Here is a 20,794-nt window from a genome sequence, read left to right as displayed (position 1 = left end):
CCGGATCGGCAGGTCAGGCGACCGTGCCGAGCTGCTGTCCGAGCCGATGGCGCCACAGGTGCATTGATGCGTAGGAGCGCCACGGTGCCCATTCCTGAGTGACGGTGAGGTCGATGCCGAGATCGTTCGCGGCATGCCGCACCACGAGGTCGTGGTGGAGCAGGGTGTCGGGGTCGCCGGTGACGACCATCGTCACGTAGTCGGCGGTCCACACCCCGACCCCGTGCAGAGTCAGGAGACGAGCACGCAACTCAGACGCAGCGACCCCCTGGTGAAGTTCCACCGAATTTTCCGCGATCTTCGACGCTGCGGCGACGATGGCGTCGACGCGCGCACGCGGGCCGCGCAACACCGACCGACCTTGCTCGGCAATCGCTGTCGCAGTCGGGAACGCACGTCCGGGACCGTCAGTCCACCCGGTGGTCTCACCGAGCGCCGAAACCAGCGCTCCCACGTGATGGCGTGCCGCGCCGACGCTGATCTGCTGGCCCATCATCGTGCGGATCAGAGCCTCTGCCGGGTCTGGTGACCCGGGCAACCGGATGCCGGGGCCTGCATCGATGAGGGGGGCGAGGCGCGGATCGCGTCGTAACACGTCTTCTGCTGCAGCGGCGTCGGCATCGAGGTCGAGGAGTCGACGCACACGCGACACCGCTGCGCCGAGGTCTCGGGAGTCGAGGTGTAAGAGATCGACTCGTAGGTAATTACCGTGCCGCTTGGGCCCCGATCCCGGTGAGATCCGAACCAGGGCATACCCATGCGGGAGGGTGAGGACACGGGCGAACGTCCAGTCTCCCGCGGGATCACCGGTGAACTCTTCCATCGAGTCGACGGCGTGCGCGCCCAAGAGTGTTGCGGGCCAGGAGGCGTCGAAGGGTTCGCGGTAGGGCAGCCGTAACGAGATCACTCCGCCCTCGGCATGAGCATCGGGATCGGTGGCGCCGTTACCGCGGAGCGCGCGCAATCGCGTCGGCGTGAGGCCAAAGATCTCGCGGATCGTGTCGTTGAACTGCCGCACGCTCGAGAATCCCGCGGCGAATGCGACGTCGGCCATCGGCATCGTCGTGCGCTGGATGAGTATGCGTGCGTTGGTCGCACGGTGTGCGCGGGCAAGCGCGAGGGGGCCTGCGCCGAGTTCGTCGTTCAGCACCCGGGTGAGATGGCGAGGGGAGTAGCCGAGTGCCGCGGCGAGGCCGTCGACGCCGTCTCGTTCCACCACGCCGTCGGTGATGAGTCGCATCGCTCGCGCACCGAGATCGGCGTTGGCATTCCATCTCGGTGAGCCGGGCACGGCGTCGGGTGCGCAGCGTCGGCACGCGCGGAAGCCGCGCGTCTGGGCTGCCGCGGCGGTCGGGACGAAGGAGACGTTGGCGGGTAGCGGTGTCCGGGCGGGACACGACGGGCGACAGTAGATGCCGGTCGTGTGCACGGTGACGAAGAACTGGCCGTCGAATCGTCGATCTCGAGCCGACAACGCTCGGTAGAAGGTGTCGAAGTCGAGGTCAGGGGTCGTCGGCGAGGTGCTCACTCGTCCACTCTGACACGGCGCGATGATCGGTTTCTGGCGGAAATCGGCCATCGCTGCGACACCATCGGAATACCGACAAAAACGTGACGTAGATTACATTTCGGTGGCACCATGATCGGCATGAGCACACACTTCGGCGGTTTTCGACATCGAGGTCGCAACCGTGAACTCCCGCTCGCGGAGTATCCCGAGTGGGGTTTGGACATACTGCGCGGACTGTACGGAGCCGAGACGGTCGACAGCATTCTCGTTGAGCAACTGCTGTCCGAGCCGAGTGCAAGCGTCGACGACCTCGCCCACCTCGACGGCACGTCGTCGACTCGCATGGCCCGCGCGGACGGCGGCGTCGCGTCCGCCGGGGAAGCTTCTGCGACGGCAAGTCCTCGACGTGGAACCGCGGACGACGACGTTCCGGTGCCGCCGGAGATCTTGACCCCCATGCTCGCCGAGATCGAGGCGATCAACGCGCTGCTGCGCTGGCTCAAGCGGACTTTCGCGCGCCACTGAACCGCGTGAGGGAGGGAGCCTTTCGCGTGAGGCGACGGCTCATGTGAGGATCATCGCGTGACCGCTTCGTCCGAGAACGTACCTGCGACACCTGAATCCACACCCGCTGACCCAACGCCCGCCGCGACCGCGACCGACTCCGGAGCGACTGGCGAACGCACGCACCCCTCCCGGATGTCGGTGATCCGGGAGGGCCTACGCGAGTCGGCGATCGTCGCACTGCAGGCCGTGCTCGTCGTGGCTGCCGTGTGGGTGTTGCTGTGGGTGGTCGGCAAGCTGTGGGTGATCCTTCTGCCAGTTCTCTTGGCGATCATCGTCTGCACGGTCCTGTGGCCGCCCGTCGCATGGATGCGTCGAAAAGGTGTCCCACCAGCGGCGGCCGCTCTGGTGATGATGCTGGTCGCGATCGGCATTGTCGCTGCCGTGATCGGCCTGATCGTTCCCTCGGTGGTTGCGCAGGCGCCCGAACTGGCCAACCGCGCCACCGACGGTGTGCAGCGGCTCCAGCAATGGGCGCAGGGTCCGCCGCTCAACGTTCGAGACGAGCAGATCGACAACGCCGTTCACGCGATCGTCAGCAAACTGCAGTCGAGTTCGGCCACCATCGCCTCGGGCGTGTTCAGTGGGGTCGGGACGGCGACCTCGGTGCTCGTCACCCTATTCACCCTGATCGTCCTGGTGTTCTTCTTCCTGAAGGACGGACCCAAATTCACCCCGTGGATAGACCGCACCATCGGGAACCCGTCGGCAACACACATCAGCGAAGTGCTGCGTCGTATGTGGAGCACCCTCGGTGGCTTCATCCGCACGCAGGCCATCGTGAGCCTGGTCGACGCGACGTTCATCGGCATCGGTCTCTTCATCCTGCAGGTGCCGCTTGCCGGGGTGCTCGTGGTGATCACGTTCATGGGTGGCTTCATCCCCATCGTCGGCGCGTTCGTGGCGGGCGCCCTTGCCGTGTTGATCGCGCTCGTGTCGAACGGCCTGACCACCGCGCTGATCGTTCTCGCGATCATCATCGCCGTGCAGCAACTCGAGGGGAACGTCCTGCAGCCGTGGTTGCAGGCCAAGTCGATGAACCTGCACGCCGTCATCGTGCTGCTCGCGGTCACCCTCGGCGGTTCGATCTTCGGCATCACCGGTGCGTTCCTCGCGGTGCCTGCCGCTGCGACATTCACCGTCGTCTTGCGGTACCTCAACGAACGAATAGCCGAGCGGGCCGGGGAGGCATTGCCGCCACAGGGCGCCCCGGTGACCGAGAATGTCGGGGTGCCCGACGACAAGGAGCCACCCGACGCCGGTGGTGGCGACGCAAACGACGCCGACGCGTCACCGTAGACTGGACACCCGTGAGTCTCACCCTCGGCATCGTCGGACTTCCCAACGTCGGCAAGTCCACCCTTTTCAACGCGCTGACCCGTAACGACGTCCTCGCGGCGAACTATCCGTTCGCCACGATCGAGCCCAACGTCGGCGTGGTGGAGTTGCCCGACAAGCGACTCGACCGCCTCGCCGAGATCTTCGGCAGCGAGCGCATCCTTCCCGCAACCGTGTCGTTCGTCGACATCGCGGGCATCGTCAAGGGCGCCTCCGAGGGCGAGGGCATGGGCAACCAGTTCCTGGCCAACATCCGCGAGGCCGACGCCATCTGTCAGGTCGTCCGTGTCTTCGCCGACGACGACGTCGTGCATGTCGACGGCCGCGTCGACCCGTTCGCCGACATCGAGGTCATCGAGACCGAGCTGATCCTCGCCGACATGCAGACACTCGAGAAGGCCATTCCGCGGCTCGAGAAGGAAGCGCGCAAGAACAAGGACCAGGCCGAGGTGCTCGACGCCGCGAAGAAGGCCCAGGAGATCCTCGACTCCGGCAAAACCCTGTTCTCGCAGCAGGATTCGTTCGATCTGTCGTCGGTGCGCGAACTGCACCTGATGACCGCCAAGCCGTTCCTCTATGTGTTCAACGCCGACGAGTCGATCCTGACCGACGACGCGCGCAAGGCCGAACTGAAGGCCGCCGTCGCACCTGCCGATGCGGTTTTCCTCGACGCCAAGGTCGAGAGCGAACTGCTGGAGCTCGACGAGGCCGACGCCCAGGAACTGCTCGACTCCATCGGGCAGGACGAGCCGGGCCTGCGCTCGCTCGCGCGGGCCGGATTCCACACGCTCGGCCTACAGACCTACCTGACCGCGGGGCCAAAAGAGTCACGCGCGTGGACAATTCACCAGGGCGACACCGCACCCAAGGCTGCGGGCGTCATCCACACGGACTTCGAAAAGGGCTTCATCAAGGCCGAAATCGTCTCGTTCGACGACCTCGACGCCGCCGGCTCGATGCAGGCCGCCAAGGCCGCGGGCAAGGTTCGCATGGAGGGCAAGGAATACGTCATGCACGACGGGGACGTCGTGGAGTTCCGGTTTAACGTCTGACGTATTCCGCTTCAACGTTCTACGGCTTGCGCGCCGTAAAACACGGTGACGGTGCGCGGTGTGGAGATGTGGCGACAGCGCATCCGCGATGGCATCATTATTGACATATTTTGATGCGATTGGAGATGCGGCATGCGCACCACGGTGACCCTTGACGACGAACTCTTGGCCAAAGCAGCCGAGCTGACCGGGGTCCATGAAAGGGCGGCGCTCATTCGTGATGGGCTGGAGGCCTTGATCCGCATCGAAAGCGCGCGCCGCCTTGCTGCGCTCGGCGGCACCGATCCTGCAGCTCAGGCGGCTCCGCGTCGTCGGTCGTCGGCCGGATGATCCTGGTTGATACGTCGGTCTGGATTGACCATCTGCACGCCAAGGACGAGCGTCTGCCGAGCCTGCTTGCCGATGATGAGATCGGCTGTCACCCACTGGTTGTCGAAGAACTCGCACTGGGATCGATCGCTAACCGAGACGTAATCATCGATCTGCTGAGCAATCTCGTCCAGTTTCCGGTCCTGACTCATGCCGAACTGCTGCATCTCGTCGAGAGTCGAAAGCTCTGGGGCCGCGGGCTGAGCCCGGTCGACGCCGGGCTGCTGGGTTCGGCGATTCTCGTTGACGGCGCGACGCTGTGGACGAGGGACAAGAGGTTGCGAGCAGCATGCGTCGATGTCGGGGTGGATTGCGTTCTCGAGTGACGGCTATCGCCGTCGTCCCTCACATCGTTGGCTCGGCCACGCACTTACTCGCGCCCACCCGCGGCGGTGAGTTAGCCTGATTCGCGGCAGGGGGATCCTGCCGACTGCACTTCCAGGCACAGATGCCTGAATCATTGCGGAGAGGCCCGACTCACTCGGGACATGTCCGGATGGGGTGTGGCGCACCAGTGCGCCGACTTCACAGCCGATGTGTGACATCGGTTGACGAGAGGACATGACATGGCATCGAAGGATGAGAAGAACCTCGCGGCGGTTGCCGACAAGATCGCGAAGATGAAGGAGCCTGAGCGCTCGCTGGTTCAGCGGGCGCACGAGGTCATCATGGCCGCCGCGCCAACGCTGAGGCCGAGAATTTGGTACGGCATGCCCGCGTACGCCAAGTCGGCGAGTTCGCCTGCGCTGGTGACGCTGCGCAACGACGAACGCATCAACCTCGCCCTCACCGAGAAGGTCACGCTCAACCCGGGTGGCGGCATCGACGGAACGCTGATGCCGGCGGCATGGTACTTCGACACCCTCGACGAATTCACGGAGAAGAGGATCGCGGACATCGTCCGATCCGCGCTTTCCTGAGTCCGCCGAACCGAGACCGGCTGGGCCGCGCTGTACTTTGAAACGCCGCGGCATTTTACGACGCCGCAGCATGCGGCGCGGTCCGGCCGCGTACTTTGTTCGCATGCCCATAGCTGCGCACGACAGGCGATTTCGCGCGGTGCTCGGGGCCGCTTCGTGACTACACGGCCCGCGGTCCCGGACGACTATCCGCGGCTCGTCGAAGTCTGGCGTAGCGCGGTCGATGCAACGCATCACTTTCTGCGGCCGGCGGACCGAGACGATATCGAGCAGCACCTGGTAGCTGACTACTTTCCGCACGTGCGGCTGGTCGTCGCAGAAGTCGACGGTCAGGTCGTCGGCTTCGCGGGTACAGCGGGGGACACCCTCGAGATGCTGTTCGTCGACGCTGCTCACCGGGGAACCGGTGTCGGCAGCGTGCTTCTCGCCCAAGCCGTCGACGACTGCGGAATCACCCGTGTGGATGTCAACGAGGACAACGTCGACGCGGTCGGGTTCTACCGTCGCCGTGGGTTCGTCGAGTTCGAGCGCAGCGCACTCGATGACCAGGGCAGGCCATACCCGATACTTCGGATGGTCCGAGACGCATCAGGAAACCCGTGACATCGATTCAAACACTCAGCGAAACCGACCGTCGACTGGTGGCCAGGTGGGCGGTCGCATGCGCCGAGCGGGTGCTCCCGCTTCTCGAGGCCGACGACCCTGCGCGCACCGACATCGATGACGCCCTTGCGCGAACACGCGCCTACAGCGCGGGACTCGGGACCAGTGCGGAGGAGATCGCCAAGCGGATGGTCGCGGTCAAGGCGGCGGGCGCAGCGAGCACGCCGGCGGGCGCCGCCGCGGCACGAGCAGTGGCGCAGGCATCGGCGGTGGCACACATGGGTGCCCACGCACTCGGAGCCGCCGCGTACGCGGTGAAGGCAGTCGACCTGTCACACCGCGACAACCCGTCAGCCGTCGACGACGAAATACGTTGGCAGTTGGCTGAACTCACAGATGACGAGCGGGCAGCCCTGCGTCAGCTCCCGGCACTCGGCGTTGATTCGTCAGGTCCGCTGGGGCAGGGCTTGCTCGCGCGCGGCATTCTCGGTTCGACGATCCGCGAGCTCCAAACGAACATCGGAACTCGTCGTGGCTGACGTGTCGCGACTCGGCGTCGACGACGCCGGCGAGTTGCTGACCCTGCAGCGAGCGGCATACGTCACCGAGGCTCAACTGCACGACGACCTGACGCTTCCCGCGCTGACGCAGTCCGTCGACGACCTCGTCGCTGAACTGGAGCTGCCCCACGTGACTGCATTGGGGATCAAGCTGGGCGCGAGGCTCGTTGCAGCGCTGAGACTTTCGGTGCATGGCGAGGTCGCCGAGGTCGGCCGACTGACGGTGGTCCCCGATCTGCAGGGACGAGGCCTCGGCAGCAGGTTGCTCGCCTCAGTCGACGACTGGGTGCCACCATCGGTCACGCGAGTCGAGTTGTTCACCGGCGAGCACAGCGTCGCGAACATCCGACTCTATGAGCGGAAAGGTTTCGTGGAGTTCAAGCGCGAGAACGTCGGGAGCTACGACCTCGTGTTCCTCGCAAGGACAATCGCCCATTAGTGGGGTGGTCGGGCGCGCCGCCGCTACCCTCGACCACATGCCCATCTCGCTCGAAAACGTCGGCATCGCGGTCGAAAGCCTCGACGCCGCAGTTGCGTTCTTCACCGATCTCGGCCTCACCGTCCTCGGACGCGACGAGGTCAGCGGCGAATGGGCCGACACCGCAGTAGGACTCGACGGAAACCACGCGAAGATCGCGATGCTCGCCACACCCGACGGCTCGGGGCGCCTCGAACTCTTCGAGTACATCCACCCGGACGCGATCGAGACCTCGCCGACGCTGCCCAACGAGATCGGCATGCATCGTGTCGCGTTCTCCGTCGACGACATCGACGACGCCCTCGCAATCGCCGCGCGGCACGGATGCCATCCGCTGCGCGGCGTCGCCAACTATCAGGACGTCTACAAGCTCACCTACGTGCGCGGGCCGAGCGGGATCATCGTCATGTTCGCCCAAGACCTGACGAAGCAGTGACACCCGAGTACCTGAAACCCGTTGGCGCACCGACTACGGTGACCTGCATGGCAGACGACTGGCGCGAATCGCGGGCACACGAGATGCGCACCCTGATCATGCGGGCCGACCCCGACATCACCGAAGAGGTCAAATGGCGCAAACCCTCCAATCCGGATGGCGTTCCGACGTTTTCGCTCGACGGCCTGATCTGTACCCTTGAGACCTACAAGGACAAGATCAAGCTCACGTTCGCCAAGGGAGCGTCGCTGCCAGATCCGGCGAAGGTCTTCAACGCCAGCCTCACCGCAGGGACTCGCCGCGCCATCGACATCAAGGAAAACGACACTCTGGACGACGACGCATTCGTCGCCCTGGTGCAGTCAGCGGTTGCCCTCAACCGGGAATGACCGGCGCCCGCCGCGATCTGCTGTCAACGACTTTCCGTATCCAACCAAGCGCAGTTTCCATAACGATTTCGTCGGAAGCCGCTCGAGCGCGTGCACCCGCGCGATGACCTGGTCAATACTGCACCGGTGAACTTCCGCATGCGATCGATGTTCTCCGCTCTGCCGGTGGTGCTGCTCGCCGTTATCGGCCTGCTGCTCTCCGGCCCCGGCACCAGCGCCGCAGCGGGTTGGCGCTACACGATGGTGGGGTTCAGCAACACCAGCGACTTGTACATGGACGTCTACCAGTCGTCGAATGGCACCGACTTCACTCCACTGGCGAAGCCCGCGTACCGCCCGCCGACCGGGCGCGTGCGTGACCCGAGCATCTTCCGCCACACCGACGGCTTCTACTACGTCACCTACACGACGGTCGACGGCGCTAACATCGGATTCGCGCGCAGTAGTGACCGCGTCCACTGGACATTCGTGCGGAACGTGCCGGTGCCGCTGTGCTGCGCGTTCCTTCCCGGCACCGGCGACGGTAAGGGCCTCGGTTCGTCGAGCGGACCGGGATCGTCCGGCTCGGCGGGCTCCTCGGACGGTCCTTCGCTCTCGCCGTTCACCACCAAGGCGTGGGCACCCGACTGGTTCGTCGAAGGTGGACGGGTCAACGTCGTCTTCTCGATGTCGACGGGCGGCGGATTCGTGCCCTACATCATGACCGCTCTCGACCCCTCGCTGCGGTGGTGGAGTCCGCCGATTCCACTCAATGGACTCGGTGCCGACCACATCGACACGACGATCGTCAAGGTCGGCTCGACGTATCACGCGTTCACCAAGAACGAGACCAAAAAGGTTGTGCAGCACGCGGTGTCGTCGTCGCTGTACGGTCCGTACCGATTCGTCACTCCCGGCAACTGGGGCACCTTCGTGGAAGGTCCTGCCGTGACACAGTTGCCCAGCGGTGCATGGCGGATCTATCTGGACGCCTACAAGCAGGGCAAGTACTTCTACTCCGACAGTTCTGACGGGATGCAGACGTGGTCGCCGGTCAAGGAACTTCCGGGCGTCTCCGGTTCGGTTCGCCACTTCGGCATCTTGCGCGAGCCGGCGTAGATGAGCAGCGTTTCCAATCACGTTGGGCGATAAAGCGGTAGGCGGAATCTTCCCGAAGAGTCGAGGCTTGTTCGATGCATGAGTATCGGAGTGTCGCTATCGACGTTTGCCGCTGACTCGACGACGACCAACGTCGTCGATAGGGCAATCGAACTGGCAACGGAAGCCGACCAAGCGGGCATCGATTCGGTCTGGTTCGCCCAGCAGTTCGGCTACGACGCCGTCACACTCGCCGCGCTCGTCGGCGCGCAGATCCCCGACATCGTGGTGGGCACGTCGGTCGTCCCGATTCACCCGCGCCATCCGATCCACCTCGCTGGTGCCGCAAAGACCGCCGCCGCTGCGACGGGCAACCGATTCCAGCTCGGCGTCGGACTCGGTGCTCCGGCGTTCACGACACCGACATTCGGAGTCGATCCGGGTCCGACGATCCCTGCGCTCCGCGACTATCTGACCGCGCTCCGTTCCCTGCTCGACGGCTCCGACGAGCCGTTTCACGGTGACACCCTGATCTCCGCTCCGCCGATCAGCACTCGCGTGGCGGGCGTCGATAAACCGATTCCTCTCGTCGTGGCAGCGATGGGCCCGCGGGCGCTTCAGGCGACAGGCGAACTCGCAGATGGAACACTGCCATTCCTGGCTGGTCCCAGGGCAATTCGCGAAGTCATCGTGCCGACGATCGCGGCGAGGGCTCGGAAGGCGGGACGTGTCGCACCCCGCGTGATCGCCGCTGTGCCCGCTGTCATCACCGACGACGTCGACGCTGCCCGTGCCGCAGCGTATTCCGCAGGTGAGTTCTACGACCGGATTCCGTCGTATCAGCGCATCATCGCGGCGTCCGGTCACGAGCGTGCGGGCGATCTGTTCCTCATCGGCGACGAGTCGACGGTTCTCGCCGGTCTGCAGGAGTACCTCGACGCCGGCGCAACCGAACTCACCATCACGCAGGCAGATCTCGTGGGTGACGAGGCGCGCTCCCGCACCTGGGCCAGCGTCGGCGCGTGGCACACCGACGGCGCGCATTAGCCTCCATGCCCGCTGGATCTCCGCACGCGCGATACCGGGGTATCAAGGAGTCATGGCCTCCTCGACATTCACCAAGCACACCTCCGGACGGCCCGCGCGTTGGGAGGTGGCCGGCCTGCGGTGGCTCGCCGACGCCGTACCGGCCGGTGGCGCGAGCATCGTCGACGTCGTATCCACCGACGAGTCGACGCTGACCGAGCGCCGCGTCGAATCGAGTTCGCCGAGTCCCGATGCCGCAACCGATTTCGGTCGACGACTGGCCACCACCCACAGCCTCGACGGTCCCGCCCGCTGGGGGCAGGGCCCTCCCGGCTGGGACGGCCCCGGATATCAGGGGCCCAACGAGCACCTGCTCGAACTCTCGTTGGTGGCTCACGACACCTGGGGCGAGATGTACGCCGACGGACGACTGATGCCGCTATTGCCCGACAGTGGTTTGCGCGGTGGCGACGCCGGCATCGTCGAGAAGCTCTGTGAACGTTTGCGGGAGGGCGACTTTGATACCGACGACGCTCCCGCACGCCTCCACGGCGATCTGTGGTCGGGCAACGTGATGTGGTCGCCGGACGGGTGTGTCCTCATCGACCCATCAGCGCACGTCGGCCATCGGGAAACCGATCTCGCGGCACTCGCGTTGTTCGGTGCTCCGTATCTCGATGGAATCCTCGAGGGCTATCAGCAGACGTATCCGCTCGCAGACGGCTGGCGCGAACGCGTGCCGCTGCACTACCTGTCGATGGTCCTCATGCACGCCGTGGTGTTCGGCGGCGGTTATCGCGGGCAGGTGGTCGAGATCGCGCGTCGCTACGCGTGACTTGCGGCGGTCGCCGACGACGTCGTCGACGCTGTCGGCGACCACCGAGCGGGTCAGGCGGAACGCAGCCGCGCGGAAGGCTCCGCTGCGGGCGGTAGACCGATGCTCGCGTCGTACCCGCGGAAGTTCTCGAGCCACCACCGCCAGTCGTCAGGCACCAGTTCGAAGGGCGTCGGGTGGCCGAGTTCGCGTGCGGCCCACACCGGCCAGTGCGGATTGGACAGCGCCGGGCGACCCAGGAATACCAGGTCGACCAGTTCGTCGCGGATGACCTGATCTGCGGTCTCGGGAATGCCGAGATTCCAGCTCGTACCGACGGGGATCTGCAGCTGAGTCCGCACCCGGTTGGTCTTCTCGACCATGAATGCTTCGCGGCCCATCGGCGGATCGATCATCTCGTCGGTGTTGAAGCCGAGAGAGATGTCGGCGAGATCGAGTCCGTGCTCCTTCATCCATCCGATCGCGACCAGCGAATCGTCGAACTGGGTTCCCGCCGGATTGAGATCGTCTGCGCCGAGCCGCATGGTGAGCGGATACTCATCGGGCCATACCTCGCGCACCGCATCGAGCGCCTCGAGGTGGAATCGCGCCCGGTTCTCCAGCGAACCGCCGTACTGATCGGTGCGGTGATTGGCAATCGGCGAGAAGAACTCGGCGCCCAGATAGCCATGGGCGAAGTGCATTTCGAGCCACTGGTAGCCCGCGTCGAGTGCTCGGCGCGCAGCGTCGGCGTATTTGCGATGCAGCGCCTTGATCTCGTCGACGGTCAGCTCGTGGACGGGCCAGGAGTGGTCGCCGCCGTACGGGATGGCCGACGGCGCAATGCACTGCCAACCGTTGGGGTGATCGGCAGGTAGCTGCGAGTTGCCCGGGAATCCGGGGTAGCTCTTGTGTGGTGCCACTTCGCTGCCCTTGCGGCCGGTGTGGCCGAGTTGGATGGCCGGCACGGCTCCGAATCGTTTAATGATGTCGGTCACCCGACGGTGGCCGTCGATCTGATCGTCGGACCAGATTCCCGCGCACTCCGTGGTGGTTCGACCGTCGGGGGTGATGGCGATTTGCTCCGGAAAGATCAGCCCGAAGCCACCTGACGCGCGAGCGCCGAGGTAGCTCACGTGATAATCGTCCATCTCCCCGTCGTGCGACGAGTACATGGTCATGGGCGACATCACGATGCGATTGCGCAGGGTGACGCCCTTGAGGGTGAAGGGAGAGAAGAGGTCTGGCATGAGGTGTCTCCGAATAGGTGGTCCCGAATGGGTTCGAAAACAGTTCATCGGAACACTTTTGCGTGATCATTACCGCGCGCGTGTCCTCGGGTAACGCTCACCTCACACCGACCGGCGACGCCGCGTGAGGTTCGCGAGTCAGCGGTCTCTGAACCAGCCGGCGCTCTTTGCGCGCCAGGCCATTTCCTCCCAGTAGCCCCAACTGTGGGTGCCAACACGTGGATAGTCGGTTGTGATCGGGAGACCAGCCCGACTCGCCGCGAATTCGAACGCGCGCGTCTGTGCCTGGGCGAGTACCTCGAGCGGAGTTCCCTTGAGCGAGTTGGAGATGTTGGTGTCGCGATTGCCCCAGATGGCCGATCCGGCAGCCACCCGCACACTCAGTCCACGTAAGCGCGGAGCCTGGACGAACGGATCGTTGTCGAGCCACCGTGTGCTCCACGGGGGACCCCACATGTCGTCGGAATTGAACGCACCGACGCCCGCCTCGAGCCCGGCGTCGAGGAGTGTGAGCCGGATGGCTTCCCGCATACCCGGTGCCGACAGATTCAGGTACCCCGACATCGAGAACGCGTGCGAGATGCGTGCGTGGTGATAGGCGCCGTAGATCAGTGCGGCGTTGCCGCCCATCGAGATTCCCATGATCGCGTACTTGTGTCGCGGTCCGACGTCGAGCCCCTGTCGGTCGAGCATTGCGACCAAAGTGTCGAGGCGGCAGGTCCACCGGTAGCGATAGCCCATGTTGCTCAGACTGTTGCGGGCGTTCCAGTCGGTGTAGAAGCTCGCGAGACCGCCCGCGGGCGCTACCACGTTGACGCCGCTGTCGGCCATGGCGCCGACGTTGGTGCTCAGCTTCCATCCGCTGGCCGCCGCCGTCACGCGCAGTCCGGAGAGCGCGATCACGGTCTTGTAGTTGCCCGCACGCGTCCACATGTCGACCGGCGTGGCAGGCATGCCGCACCCGCTGAGAGTGGCGCGACGGTATACGGCGGCGTCGGCAGTGCCCGCTCCGACAATGCCCACGCCGAGAGCCGCGGCGATGACGGCGATCAGGGTCGTGATCCGCGTGTGGCGCATGGGCCGAGGATCTCACGATGAGCCCGACGACTTACCCGATTCGGAGGACGAACCGGCGCGCAACAGCTGGCGGGTTACCCGGCCCGTCGCTTGCGGTTGCCCAGACGCGCGGAATCCGCGCGTCTGGGCAACCGGAAAATCGAGCGTGGGGGGCGTCGCGCAGTCAGAGCGCGGGGACGCTACAGCCGGCCGCGGCGGCTATCAGGGCAGCCCGAAACCGAACGGCAGGCGACCGCCCTCGCGCTGCCGACCGGAACCGCTTCCGTCCGAGCCGTCTCCGTCGGAGCCGCTGCCGCGCTCGGAGATCGTCGTCTGTTCCTTGTCGACGGTGCTGCCCAGTGTCACCTGGACGGTCTTGGTCTGTCCGCCGGAACTGACGGTCACGGGCACGGTTTCACCGGGGGAGTGCGTGAGGATCTGCGCCATCAGGTCGGCGTAGTTGCCGATGGTGGCGTTGCCGATCTTGGTGATCACGTCACCGTTCTTGATGCCGGCATCGGCTGCCGGACCGCCCGACTGCACCGACGTGACCTTGGCTCCGTTGACCGCATCGTTGCTCGATGCGAGCGAACCCGACACGCCCAGAACAGGTTTGGTGGCCTGTCCGTCTTGCATCAGTTCATTCGCGATGCGCTTTGCCGTGTTGATCGGAATGGCGAAGCCGAGGCCGAATGCCTGCGGGCCGCCACTGCTGCTCTGTCCGGTGTCGACGGCCGAGTTCACAGCGATGACCTGTCCTTGCAGATTCACCAGTGGCCCACCGGAATTGCCCGGGTTGATCGGAGTGTCGGTCTGTAGCCCGTTGTAGACGGTGACCGAGCTGCCCTGTTCGTCACCCGCGGTCACGGTCCGCGACAGTGCGCTCACGATTCCGGACGTCACAGTGTTGGAAAGGTTTTCGGGACTGCCGACGGCGACCACCTGCTGGCCGACCTGAAGCGACCCGGAATCGCCGATGCTCGCGGGGGTGAGCCCCGACGCGCCGTCGAGCTTGATGACCGCGATGTCGTACGAGGGAGAGGTGCCCTTCACGCTTGCGGGATAGGTCTTTCCGTCCGGGGTGGTCACCTGGATCTTGGCGCCGCTGCCGACGCCCGACACCACGTGATTGTTGGTGAGGACGTAGCCGTCCGGCGAGAGAATGATGCCGCTACCGACCGCTGTGCCCTTGCTGGTTGCGACCTTGATGTCTGCCGTCGACTTCGACGCCACCTGTGCGGCGTAGGTGACCGAACCGGGTTGCGCGTCAGCGGCATTGGTTGCCGCGGCGGGTGCCGACGCGATGACGGGAGCGTTCGACGACGAGCCGTTGTCGAGAAGGGCATACCCTCCGACGCCGACGAGGCCACCGACCAGTCCGGCCAGCACCGCCGTCGCGACAAGCGGCTTGGCGATCCCGCGGGATCGCTGGGCAGGCGCCGGGGGTGTCGGAGCGCTCGCGTATGCGCCGGGGAACCGCCCTCCGTTGGGATGAGTGGCAGAGAACTGCCCGGCGGTGGGATTAGGCTCTGTGTAAGGATTCTCGTAGGGTGCGCCCTGCCACGATGTCCCCGGGTCGGTTGCGGTGCCTGGGTCGGTTCCGTGGCGTCCCTGATCCGGGTGGGGTCCCTCGATCGGTGAGGTGTCGGACTCGTCGGGCGTGTTGCTGTTCACGAGACCACACTGCCGTCCGCTACTGAGAGCATGGTCAGTGCGAAATTCTGAATTTGCTGACAAAACAACGGTGTTCTCCTCAGCTTTGTGCCAGGTGATGGGTACGACGACGGGTCGTCGAATGTGTCTCCGGCCGTGCGGTGCCGGAGTTCTGTTGTGCCGAAGTGGTGTCCGCCGACGCCGACGTCGTGCCTGTGCCCGGCCGCGCGCTGAGGTCGTACACCGTGTAGTCGCCGACGGTGCGGGCAGCGTAATGGCTTGTGACCCACTTCCCGATGGGTGCGGTAACCGAACTGCCTCTTCCGCTCGCGCGTTGTCCGCCGCCGAACCCGTCGGTCGTGGTCGTCGCGCTGTGTGTTTCGGTTCCGGACTCACGCGGGGTGGTCACCACGTAGTAGCCGATCTCCTTGTCGGCCACATACTTCTGGAACTGCGCGAGCGTCGGCGTCGGATCGTTGGAGAATCCGCCGATACCCATGACCGGGACGCGGGCGTCGAGTTCGAGCGACGCTGCGCTCGACGTCCTGTTGGTGGCCGCAGCCCAGCGCGCGGAACTCGATTGCAACAGACGGTCGAGTTGGGGCGAATCCGGGGCGGTTCCCATACCCCCGCCGCCTGTGCTGTGTCCGGAAGAGCTGTGCCCAGAAGTTCCGTGGCCAGAAGTACCGTGCCCAGAGGTGTCGCGCCCAGAAGTGTTGTGCCCGGGCAGTACCGACGGCCCGCCGCCAGTGTGTGCCACTGCGTCGCCGTTGATCGCGAACGCGGCCGGAGCCGAGAGGACGGCCAGCACACCGCATCCGGCCGCGATGAGAGCGACGGGCCGACGAGCGCGTGTCGGCACGGCAGCAAGTACTGCGGCCGCGACGGCGACAAGTAGTACCGCCCAACGCAACCAGGGAAGCCACGACGATTCGCGGTCGAGTAGCACGAATGCCCAGGCGCCGCCCGCGATGATCATTGCTGCCAGTCCCACACGCGCGGTGATCGCGCGCCACACGGTCGCCGAGTCGCGGGCGCGCCACGCCTCGACGACCCCGATTCCGACCAGTCCCGCGATGGGCGGCGCGATCGCGAGTGAGTAGTAGGGGTGAACCGTTCCACTCATGTAGGACAACACAATTCCGTCGAGCAGTAACCACAGTCCGAACAGCAGCGCGCCTGCGCGCACGAGGTCGGTGCGTGGTGCACGGCCGCGAAGAGCGAGCACCACCACCAGCGCGATGAGCGCTGACGGCAGTAGGAACGAGATTTCCGCTCCGAACTCTCCGGCGAAGAGTCGGCCGATGCCGGGGGTGCTACCGAACATTCCACCGCCGAAACCATGTGCGAGAGAGGGGTTCTGGCGCATGAATTCATCCAGCGCGGCATCGGTGGGACCGCCCGCGTGGCTGCGACCCTGGATGCGGTCGAGTCCGTTGTAGCCGAGCACCAGATTCATGAAGTTGTTGTCCGTCGAACCAGCGAGGTACGGGCGCGACGATGCCGGCCATAGGAGCGTGAGCACCACATACCATCCCGATGCCACGACGAGTGCGAGCGCCGCGACCGCAAGATGCCAGATGCGCCGACCAAGCGTCGTCGGGGCGGCCAACAGATAGACGACGCCCAGCGCGGGCAACACCATCAATCCTTCCAGCATCTTGGCGAGGAACGCGAAACCCAGTGCAACACCGGCCAGTACGAGCCAGCGCAGTGATGCCCGACACGTCGCTCGCACCGTGCAGTAGGCGGCCGCGGTCATCAGCAGGACCATCGCGGCGTCGGGGTTGTTGAATCGAAACATCATGGCCGCCACGGGAGTCAGCGCAAGGGCTGCGCCTGCGATGAGTCCCGCTGTCCTGCCGGAGATGCGGGTCACCGTGGCGTAGAGCAGAGCGACCGATGCGACTCCCATGATCGCCTCGGGGATCAGCATGCTCGCGGACGAGTATCCGAAGATCTGTCCGGAGATCCCCATGATCCATTGCGACACCGGGGGTTTGTCGACGGTGATGAAGTTCGACGGATCGACCGATCCGAAAAGTACGGCCTCCCAGTTGCGCGACCCCGCCCACGCCGCACCCGCGTAGAACGAGTTGGCGTTTCCGTTGACGGTGATGTTCCAGAGGTAGAGCACAGCGGTGCCGACGAGGAGTGCAGCGAGGGCTACACGATCACGGGTTGTCGCGCGGGGCAGGCGATTGCCGTCGGCGCCGATCTCGAGGTCGTCTGTTCCCTGCGGTGCGGCGAGACGGGAGGTGCCGTTGGGAAACGCAGCTGCGGCTGGGGAGGCTGGGGTCACGAACACGATGGTGCGGCCGATGTGCTGAGGTGCGGCTGAGGCTGCGCTGCCAGGTAGCTGTGAGCGCGGAAATGTGTTCTCACCAGGGGTGTTTCAGTGTCCGATCCGTCCGGAACGTCGAGTACTCAGGGCTCTCACAGACGGTGTCACTACGGTGACCCAGTCGAGGTGGGGGAGTCCGCCCAAGACCATTGATGCCGACCAGTGATGTTGGCCTGTGATGCCGATCACGGGTGCGGCAGTGAACTATCGAGAAAGGGCGGAACCGGTGGAGCAGGAGGGAACGTCGCGCTATCGCGCGCGCCGCGCACCCTCCGGTGACCGTGGTTTCCGTGGCTCCGACGGTCGGCGCCTGACTGCGGGCGAAGTCGCTGCACGACGGTCGCGTATCCCTGCGAGTCCGGCCGTAAGGCAGCAAGCGCCGCCCCGACCGGAACCGCGAACGCGGTGGGAGCCGGTCGACGATCTCACCCAGCCCATTCCGCAGGTCACCACCTCGCGCCGCACGCGCAGGTCCGCCGCGAACGATGACGCTCGCGCCTCGTCCCGTACCCGCCCGTCCCGCACCCGCTCGACGCGCCGACGCCAAGCGGCCCGCGCCCAGCGCCGGTCGTCGGCGGTGCGAATCGGGCGGATCGCGGTCGCGATGTGTTCGGTCGCGATCCTCGGCGTCGTCGGACTCGCGTGGGGCACTGTTACACACGTCGCCGGAGGGTTCGGCAGGTCGGCAGCATTGGCCGGCGGACCGGCGTCGAGCGGCGGGGCCGAGAACATCCTGCTGATGGGTCTCGACACCCGCAAGGACCGCGACGGCAACAATCTGTCACCCGACGTCCTCAAGCAGCTTCATGCCGGAGATGGCGACGAGGGTGGCTACAACACCAACACCCTGATCCTCGTGCACATCCCCGCGGACAGGAAGAACATCGTCGCGTTCTCGATTCCGCGCGACGACCTCGTCGATGTCGACGGTCTCGATGTCAGCCAGGCCAAGATCAAAGAGGCGTACGGCCGCAAGAAGGCGATGGTCGAGGACGAACTGACGGCGCAGGGCATCACCGATCAGGCCACCCTCGAATCACGTGGACGTGAGGCCGGTCGTGCCGAGACCATCGAGACGGTGCGTCAGCTCACCGGGGTGCCGATCGATCGGTTCGCCGAAGTGAGCCTCGTCGGCTTCTACGACATATCCAAGGCGCTCGGCGGTATCGACGTCTGTCTGAATCATTCTGTCCGCGACTCGTATTCGGGCGCTCGGTTCCCCGCGGGGCGCCAGCACCTCAACGCGTCGCAGTCGTTGGCCTTCGTGCGGCAGCGCCACGGACTCGACAACGGCGACCTCGACCGTACCCACCGACAGCAGGCGTTCCTCCTCTCGGTGATGCATCAGGTACAGAGCACCGGAATGCTGACCGACCCCGGAAAACTCAACAGACTCAGCACAGCCCTCAATAACGACGTGGTGCTCTCCGACGGGTGGGACCTCACGTCGTGGGGGCAGCAGATGCTCGCACCGAGCGGCCAGCGCGTCAGCTTCCGCACGCTTCCGGTCGAGCGGTACGACACGGTCGACGGCCAGGACGTCAACATCATCGACACCGCAAAGGTGCGCGACCAGATCCAGACAGCCTTCGGTATGAAGGCGGCGTCGACCACGTCCAGCGCCTCGGCAGCGTCACCGTCTGCCGAGTCGTCTTCCGGTTCGACGTCGACGAGCGACCCTGCCGACGACGAGACGACGGCGTCGCTCGACGGTCCCGCGCCAGACTCGGGCGGAGCCGTGAGCAGCGGTTCGGCCATTCCCTGCGTCGACTGAGTGAGCTCGGCGTCGGGTCGATCGATGCTCGACCGTCGAAATGTCGCGCCTGCGGGTGGGTGCAACGGACAATCCGTCGGTTGCCGCTCCCGACGCGACGCAGCACAGTATCCGCCATGAGTACAGACGCACCCGCCGACGACGATGCCGCCGTCACGCAGTTGAACTACGGCAGCAAAGTCCTCGCCGTCGAGCCAGGTGGCAACGAGCCGATTCCGGTGGAGGCCCGCCACGGGTCGCCGCGCGGGCTCTTCTGGACGTGGACGGCACCCAACCTCGAATTCGCCACGATCTTCGTCGGCGTGCTCGCTGTGGCCGTGTTCGGTCTGTCGTTCTGGCAGGCCGTGGCCGCGGTGGTGCTCGGCAACGGACTCGCCGCGGTTGCCCACTACCTGCTGTCGGCCGACGGGCCACTGCACGGGGTGCCGCAGATGGTGCTCGGTCGGCTCGCCTTCGGATATCGCGGCAACATCCTTCCCGCGACGTTCATGGCAGTCATGTGCGGCGTCGGCTGGTTCGCGACCAACAGTGCCAGTGGCGCTTTCGCCTTGTCGTCGTTGTTCGGATTCACCCCGCTCGTGGGGTTGATCATCATCGTCATCGTGCAGACCGCGTTCGCGTTCTTCGGGCACAACCTGGTGCAGCGATTCGAGCGGATCGCCGCGCCGATCCTGGCGGTGATCTTCTTGATCGCCGCGGTGATCATCTTCAGTAAGTCGCACCTCGACGCGCCCCCGTCGTCGGGCGGCGGTTTCTCGATGGCGGGCTTCTGGCTCACCGTCGGTGCCGCGTTCGGGTACACCGCAGGCTGGACGCCCTACGCCGCCGACTACACGCGCTACCTTCCGCCGACAGTGTCGCGGGTGCACACGGGCCTTTACGCGTCGCTCGGCTTGTTCGTCTCGTGCACCGTGCTGATGCTCGTGGGCGCGGCGTCGGTGACGATCGGTCCGGCGACGTCGGACAACCCGACCGCCGCATTCACCGCGAACCTGCCGACGCTCGTCGCGGATCTCACGTTGCTCGCCATCGCGGTCGGCGCCGTCGCGGCCAACGCGATCAACGTCTACTCCGGATCGATGGCGTTCGTGACCATGGGATTCAAGCTGCCGATGAACACGCAGCGCGCGCTGGTCACAGTGCTGTTCGGCATCGTCGGATTCCTGGTGGCCTGGTGGGCACTTGCCGACGCCGCAGCGTCGTACGAGGCATTCCTGCTCTTGGTTGCCTACTGGATCGGTCCGTGGCTCGGTGTGGTCTTCGCCGATCGGTTGCTGCGCAAGAAGCGTCCGTCGTTGGACCTGCTGTACGACACGCGCTACGTGAACTGGGGTGGACTCGCCGCGTTCGTCATCGCGCTCGTCGGATCGGTCCTGCTGTTCTGCAATCAGGAGAAGTTCGTCGGGTACGCGGTTCGCGCGGTTCCCGAGTTGGGTGACATCGGTGCGTTCGTCGGGTTCGCAATCGCATTCGTGGGGTATGTGGTTCTGGCCAGAAAGAGTGTCGAGGAGTCGCAGCGCACATACGTCTGACGACACAGCCTCTCGCTGTCACGCCGACGCGGGTCCTGCTCCGAGGTTC

Annotated in this window: 21 protein-coding genes; 16 read left to right on the top strand and 5 right to left on the bottom strand. The window is 65.5% G+C overall.

Features of this window, described 5'->3' with window-relative positions; translation table 11 throughout:
* Positions 1–13: 13 nt before the first annotated feature.
* The gene (locus RND64_RS15190; protein ID WP_082938056.1) at positions 14–1,579 is read right to left on the bottom strand and encodes an Ada metal-binding domain-containing protein; all 1,566 of its coding nucleotides are present in this window, start codon (positions 1,577–1,579) and stop codon (positions 14–16) included.
* A gap of 69 nt (positions 1,580–1,648) precedes the next feature.
* Between RND64_RS15190 and RND64_RS15185 the strand changes: the two genes are divergently transcribed.
* The 14 genes from RND64_RS15185 to RND64_RS15120 all read left to right on the top strand — a co-directional run bounded on the left by RND64_RS15185 (position 1,649) and on the right by RND64_RS15120 (position 11,157).
* A complete protein-coding gene (locus RND64_RS15185; protein ID WP_231894280.1) occupies positions 1,649–2,035 on the top strand; it encodes a hypothetical protein in 387 nt (128 codons plus the stop codon).
* A gap of 57 nt (positions 2,036–2,092) precedes the next feature.
* Positions 2,093–3,373: an AI-2E family transporter gene (locus RND64_RS15180; protein WP_064870396.1), complete on the top strand. Its 1,281-nt coding sequence runs from the start codon at positions 2,093–2,095 to the stop codon at positions 3,371–3,373.
* Between the two features lie 11 nt (positions 3,374–3,384).
* On the top strand, positions 3,385–4,464 hold the full coding sequence (ychF, locus tag RND64_RS15175) for a redox-regulated ATPase YchF (protein WP_049698527.1): 1,080 nt from the start codon (positions 3,385–3,387) through the stop codon (positions 4,462–4,464).
* A gap of 132 nt (positions 4,465–4,596) precedes the next feature.
* Positions 4,597–4,794 (top strand): type II toxin-antitoxin system VapB family antitoxin, encoded by a 198-nt coding sequence (locus RND64_RS15170; protein ID WP_064870395.1) that lies wholly within the window; start codon positions 4,597–4,599, stop codon positions 4,792–4,794.
* A complete protein-coding gene (locus RND64_RS15165; RefSeq protein ID WP_064870394.1) occupies positions 4,791–5,159 on the top strand; it encodes a type II toxin-antitoxin system VapC family toxin in 369 nt (122 codons plus the stop codon). Before RND64_RS15170 ends, RND64_RS15165 begins: the two co-directional genes overlap by 4 nt.
* Before the next feature lie 240 nt (positions 5,160–5,399).
* Positions 5,400–5,753: a DUF1801 domain-containing protein gene (locus RND64_RS15160; protein ID WP_064870393.1), complete on the top strand. Its 354-nt coding sequence runs from the start codon at positions 5,400–5,402 to the stop codon at positions 5,751–5,753.
* A 129-nt stretch (positions 5,754–5,882) separates the two neighbouring features.
* On the top strand, positions 5,883–6,356 hold the full coding sequence (locus tag RND64_RS15155; RefSeq protein WP_082938055.1) for an acetyltransferase: 474 nt from the start codon (positions 5,883–5,885) through the stop codon (positions 6,354–6,356).
* Entirely contained in the window at positions 6,353–6,895 is a 543-nt protein-coding gene (locus RND64_RS15150; RefSeq protein WP_197494573.1) for a putative immunity protein, read from the top strand. Before RND64_RS15155 ends, RND64_RS15150 begins: the two co-directional genes overlap by 4 nt.
* Positions 6,888–7,355 carry a GNAT family N-acetyltransferase gene (locus RND64_RS15145; protein ID WP_064870391.1) on the top strand — a complete coding sequence of 156 codons (468 nt, stop codon included), beginning with the start codon at positions 6,888–6,890 and terminating at the stop codon, positions 7,353–7,355. The genes RND64_RS15150 and RND64_RS15145 overlap by 8 nt, the downstream gene beginning before the upstream one ends.
* 37 nt (positions 7,356–7,392) lie before the next feature.
* Positions 7,393–7,830 carry a VOC family protein gene (locus RND64_RS15140; RefSeq protein ID WP_064870390.1) on the top strand — a complete coding sequence of 146 codons (438 nt, stop codon included), beginning with the start codon at positions 7,393–7,395 and terminating at the stop codon, positions 7,828–7,830.
* 47 nt (positions 7,831–7,877) lie between these two features.
* The gene (locus RND64_RS15135; RefSeq protein WP_049698520.1) at positions 7,878–8,219 is read left to right on the top strand and encodes a DUF1801 domain-containing protein; all 342 of its coding nucleotides are present in this window, start codon (positions 7,878–7,880) and stop codon (positions 8,217–8,219) included.
* Positions 8,220–8,357: 138 nt separating this feature from the next.
* Positions 8,358–9,317, top strand: coding sequence for an arabinofuranosidase (locus RND64_RS15130; RefSeq protein ID WP_197494577.1), 960 nt, complete (start codon positions 8,358–8,360; stop codon positions 9,315–9,317).
* 78 nt (positions 9,318–9,395) lie between these two features.
* Positions 9,396–10,343 carry a TIGR03564 family F420-dependent LLM class oxidoreductase gene (locus tag RND64_RS15125; RefSeq protein ID WP_064870389.1) on the top strand — a complete coding sequence of 316 codons (948 nt, stop codon included), beginning with the start codon at positions 9,396–9,398 and terminating at the stop codon, positions 10,341–10,343.
* A gap of 52 nt (positions 10,344–10,395) precedes the next feature.
* Positions 10,396–11,157, top strand: coding sequence for a fructosamine kinase family protein (locus tag RND64_RS15120; protein WP_331436117.1), 762 nt, complete (start codon positions 10,396–10,398; stop codon positions 11,155–11,157).
* Between the two features lie 53 nt (positions 11,158–11,210).
* On the opposite strand, the gene RND64_RS15115 is transcribed toward RND64_RS15120, so the two are convergent.
* From RND64_RS15115 to RND64_RS15100, 4 genes are all read right to left on the bottom strand, one after another.
* On the bottom strand, positions 11,211–12,386 hold the full coding sequence (locus RND64_RS15115; RefSeq protein WP_049698518.1) for an NADH:flavin oxidoreductase/NADH oxidase: 1,176 nt from the start codon (positions 12,384–12,386) through the stop codon (positions 11,211–11,213).
* A gap of 138 nt (positions 12,387–12,524) precedes the next feature.
* Positions 12,525–13,463, bottom strand: a complete 939-nt coding sequence (locus RND64_RS15110; RefSeq protein ID WP_049698517.1) for an alpha/beta hydrolase — start codon at positions 13,461–13,463, stop codon at positions 12,525–12,527.
* A gap of 201 nt (positions 13,464–13,664) precedes the next feature.
* Entirely contained in the window at positions 13,665–15,116 is a 1,452-nt protein-coding gene (locus tag RND64_RS15105) for a S1C family serine protease (RefSeq protein WP_049698516.1), read from the bottom strand.
* Positions 15,117–15,195: 79 nt separating this feature from the next.
* Complete coding sequence (locus RND64_RS15100; RefSeq protein ID WP_049698644.1) at positions 15,196–17,397, bottom strand: ArnT family glycosyltransferase; 2,202 nt, start codon at positions 17,395–17,397, stop codon at positions 15,196–15,198.
* A gap of 241 nt (positions 17,398–17,638) precedes the next feature.
* Here RND64_RS15100 and RND64_RS15095 point away from each other — a divergent pair, with 241 nt between their 5' ends.
* Both RND64_RS15095 and RND64_RS15090 read left to right on the top strand, forming a co-directional pair.
* On the top strand, positions 17,639–19,213 hold the full coding sequence (locus tag RND64_RS15095; RefSeq protein ID WP_331436116.1) for an LCP family protein: 1,575 nt from the start codon (positions 17,639–17,641) through the stop codon (positions 19,211–19,213).
* 116 nt (positions 19,214–19,329) lie between these two features.
* Positions 19,330–20,745 carry a purine-cytosine permease family protein gene (locus RND64_RS15090; RefSeq protein ID WP_049698515.1) on the top strand — a complete coding sequence of 472 codons (1,416 nt, stop codon included), beginning with the start codon at positions 19,330–19,332 and terminating at the stop codon, positions 20,743–20,745.
* The last annotated feature ends 49 nt before the right edge of the window (positions 20,746–20,794 follow it).

Origin of the sequence: Gordonia sp. w5E2, from assembly GCF_036540975.1 — a bacterium.
GTDB lineage: Bacteria > Actinomycetota > Actinomycetes > Mycobacteriales > Mycobacteriaceae > Gordonia > Gordonia jacobaea.
Note: the sequence above shows the minus strand (reverse complement) of the source record. Positions and strands in the feature narration are given on the sequence as shown.

Bases quoted from the DNA above. Each gene is read 5' to 3' on its own strand.
- RND64_RS15190 (WP_082938056.1), bottom strand. From the start codon at position 1,579: ATGGCCGATTTCCGCCAGAAACCGATCATCGCGCCGTGTCAGAGTGGA.
- RND64_RS15185 (WP_231894280.1), top strand. From the start codon at position 1,649: ATGAGCACACACTTCGGCGGTTTTCGACATCGAGGTCGCAACCGTGAA.
- RND64_RS15170 (WP_064870395.1), top strand. From the start codon at position 4,597: ATGCGCACCACGGTGACCCTTGACGACGAACTCTTGGCCAAAGCAGCC.
- RND64_RS15165 (WP_064870394.1), top strand. From the start codon at position 4,791: ATGATCCTGGTTGATACGTCGGTCTGGATTGACCATCTGCACGCCAAG.
- RND64_RS15160 (WP_064870393.1), top strand. From the start codon at position 5,400: ATGGCATCGAAGGATGAGAAGAACCTCGCGGCGGTTGCCGACAAGATC.
- RND64_RS15140 (WP_064870390.1), top strand. From the start codon at position 7,393: ATGCCCATCTCGCTCGAAAACGTCGGCATCGCGGTCGAAAGCCTCGAC.
- RND64_RS15135 (WP_049698520.1), top strand. From the start codon at position 7,878: ATGGCAGACGACTGGCGCGAATCGCGGGCACACGAGATGCGCACCCTG.
- RND64_RS15130 (WP_197494577.1), top strand. From the start codon at position 8,358: ATGCGATCGATGTTCTCCGCTCTGCCGGTGGTGCTGCTCGCCGTTATC.
- RND64_RS15125 (WP_064870389.1), top strand. From the start codon at position 9,396: ATGAGTATCGGAGTGTCGCTATCGACGTTTGCCGCTGACTCGACGACG.
- RND64_RS15120 (WP_331436117.1), top strand. From the start codon at position 10,396: ATGGCCTCCTCGACATTCACCAAGCACACCTCCGGACGGCCCGCGCGT.
- RND64_RS15115 (WP_049698518.1), bottom strand. From the start codon at position 12,386: ATGCCAGACCTCTTCTCTCCCTTCACCCTCAAGGGCGTCACCCTGCGC.
- RND64_RS15110 (WP_049698517.1), bottom strand. From the start codon at position 13,463: ATGCGCCACACGCGGATCACGACCCTGATCGCCGTCATCGCCGCGGCT.
- RND64_RS15090 (WP_049698515.1), top strand. From the start codon at position 19,330: ATGAGTACAGACGCACCCGCCGACGACGATGCCGCCGTCACGCAGTTG.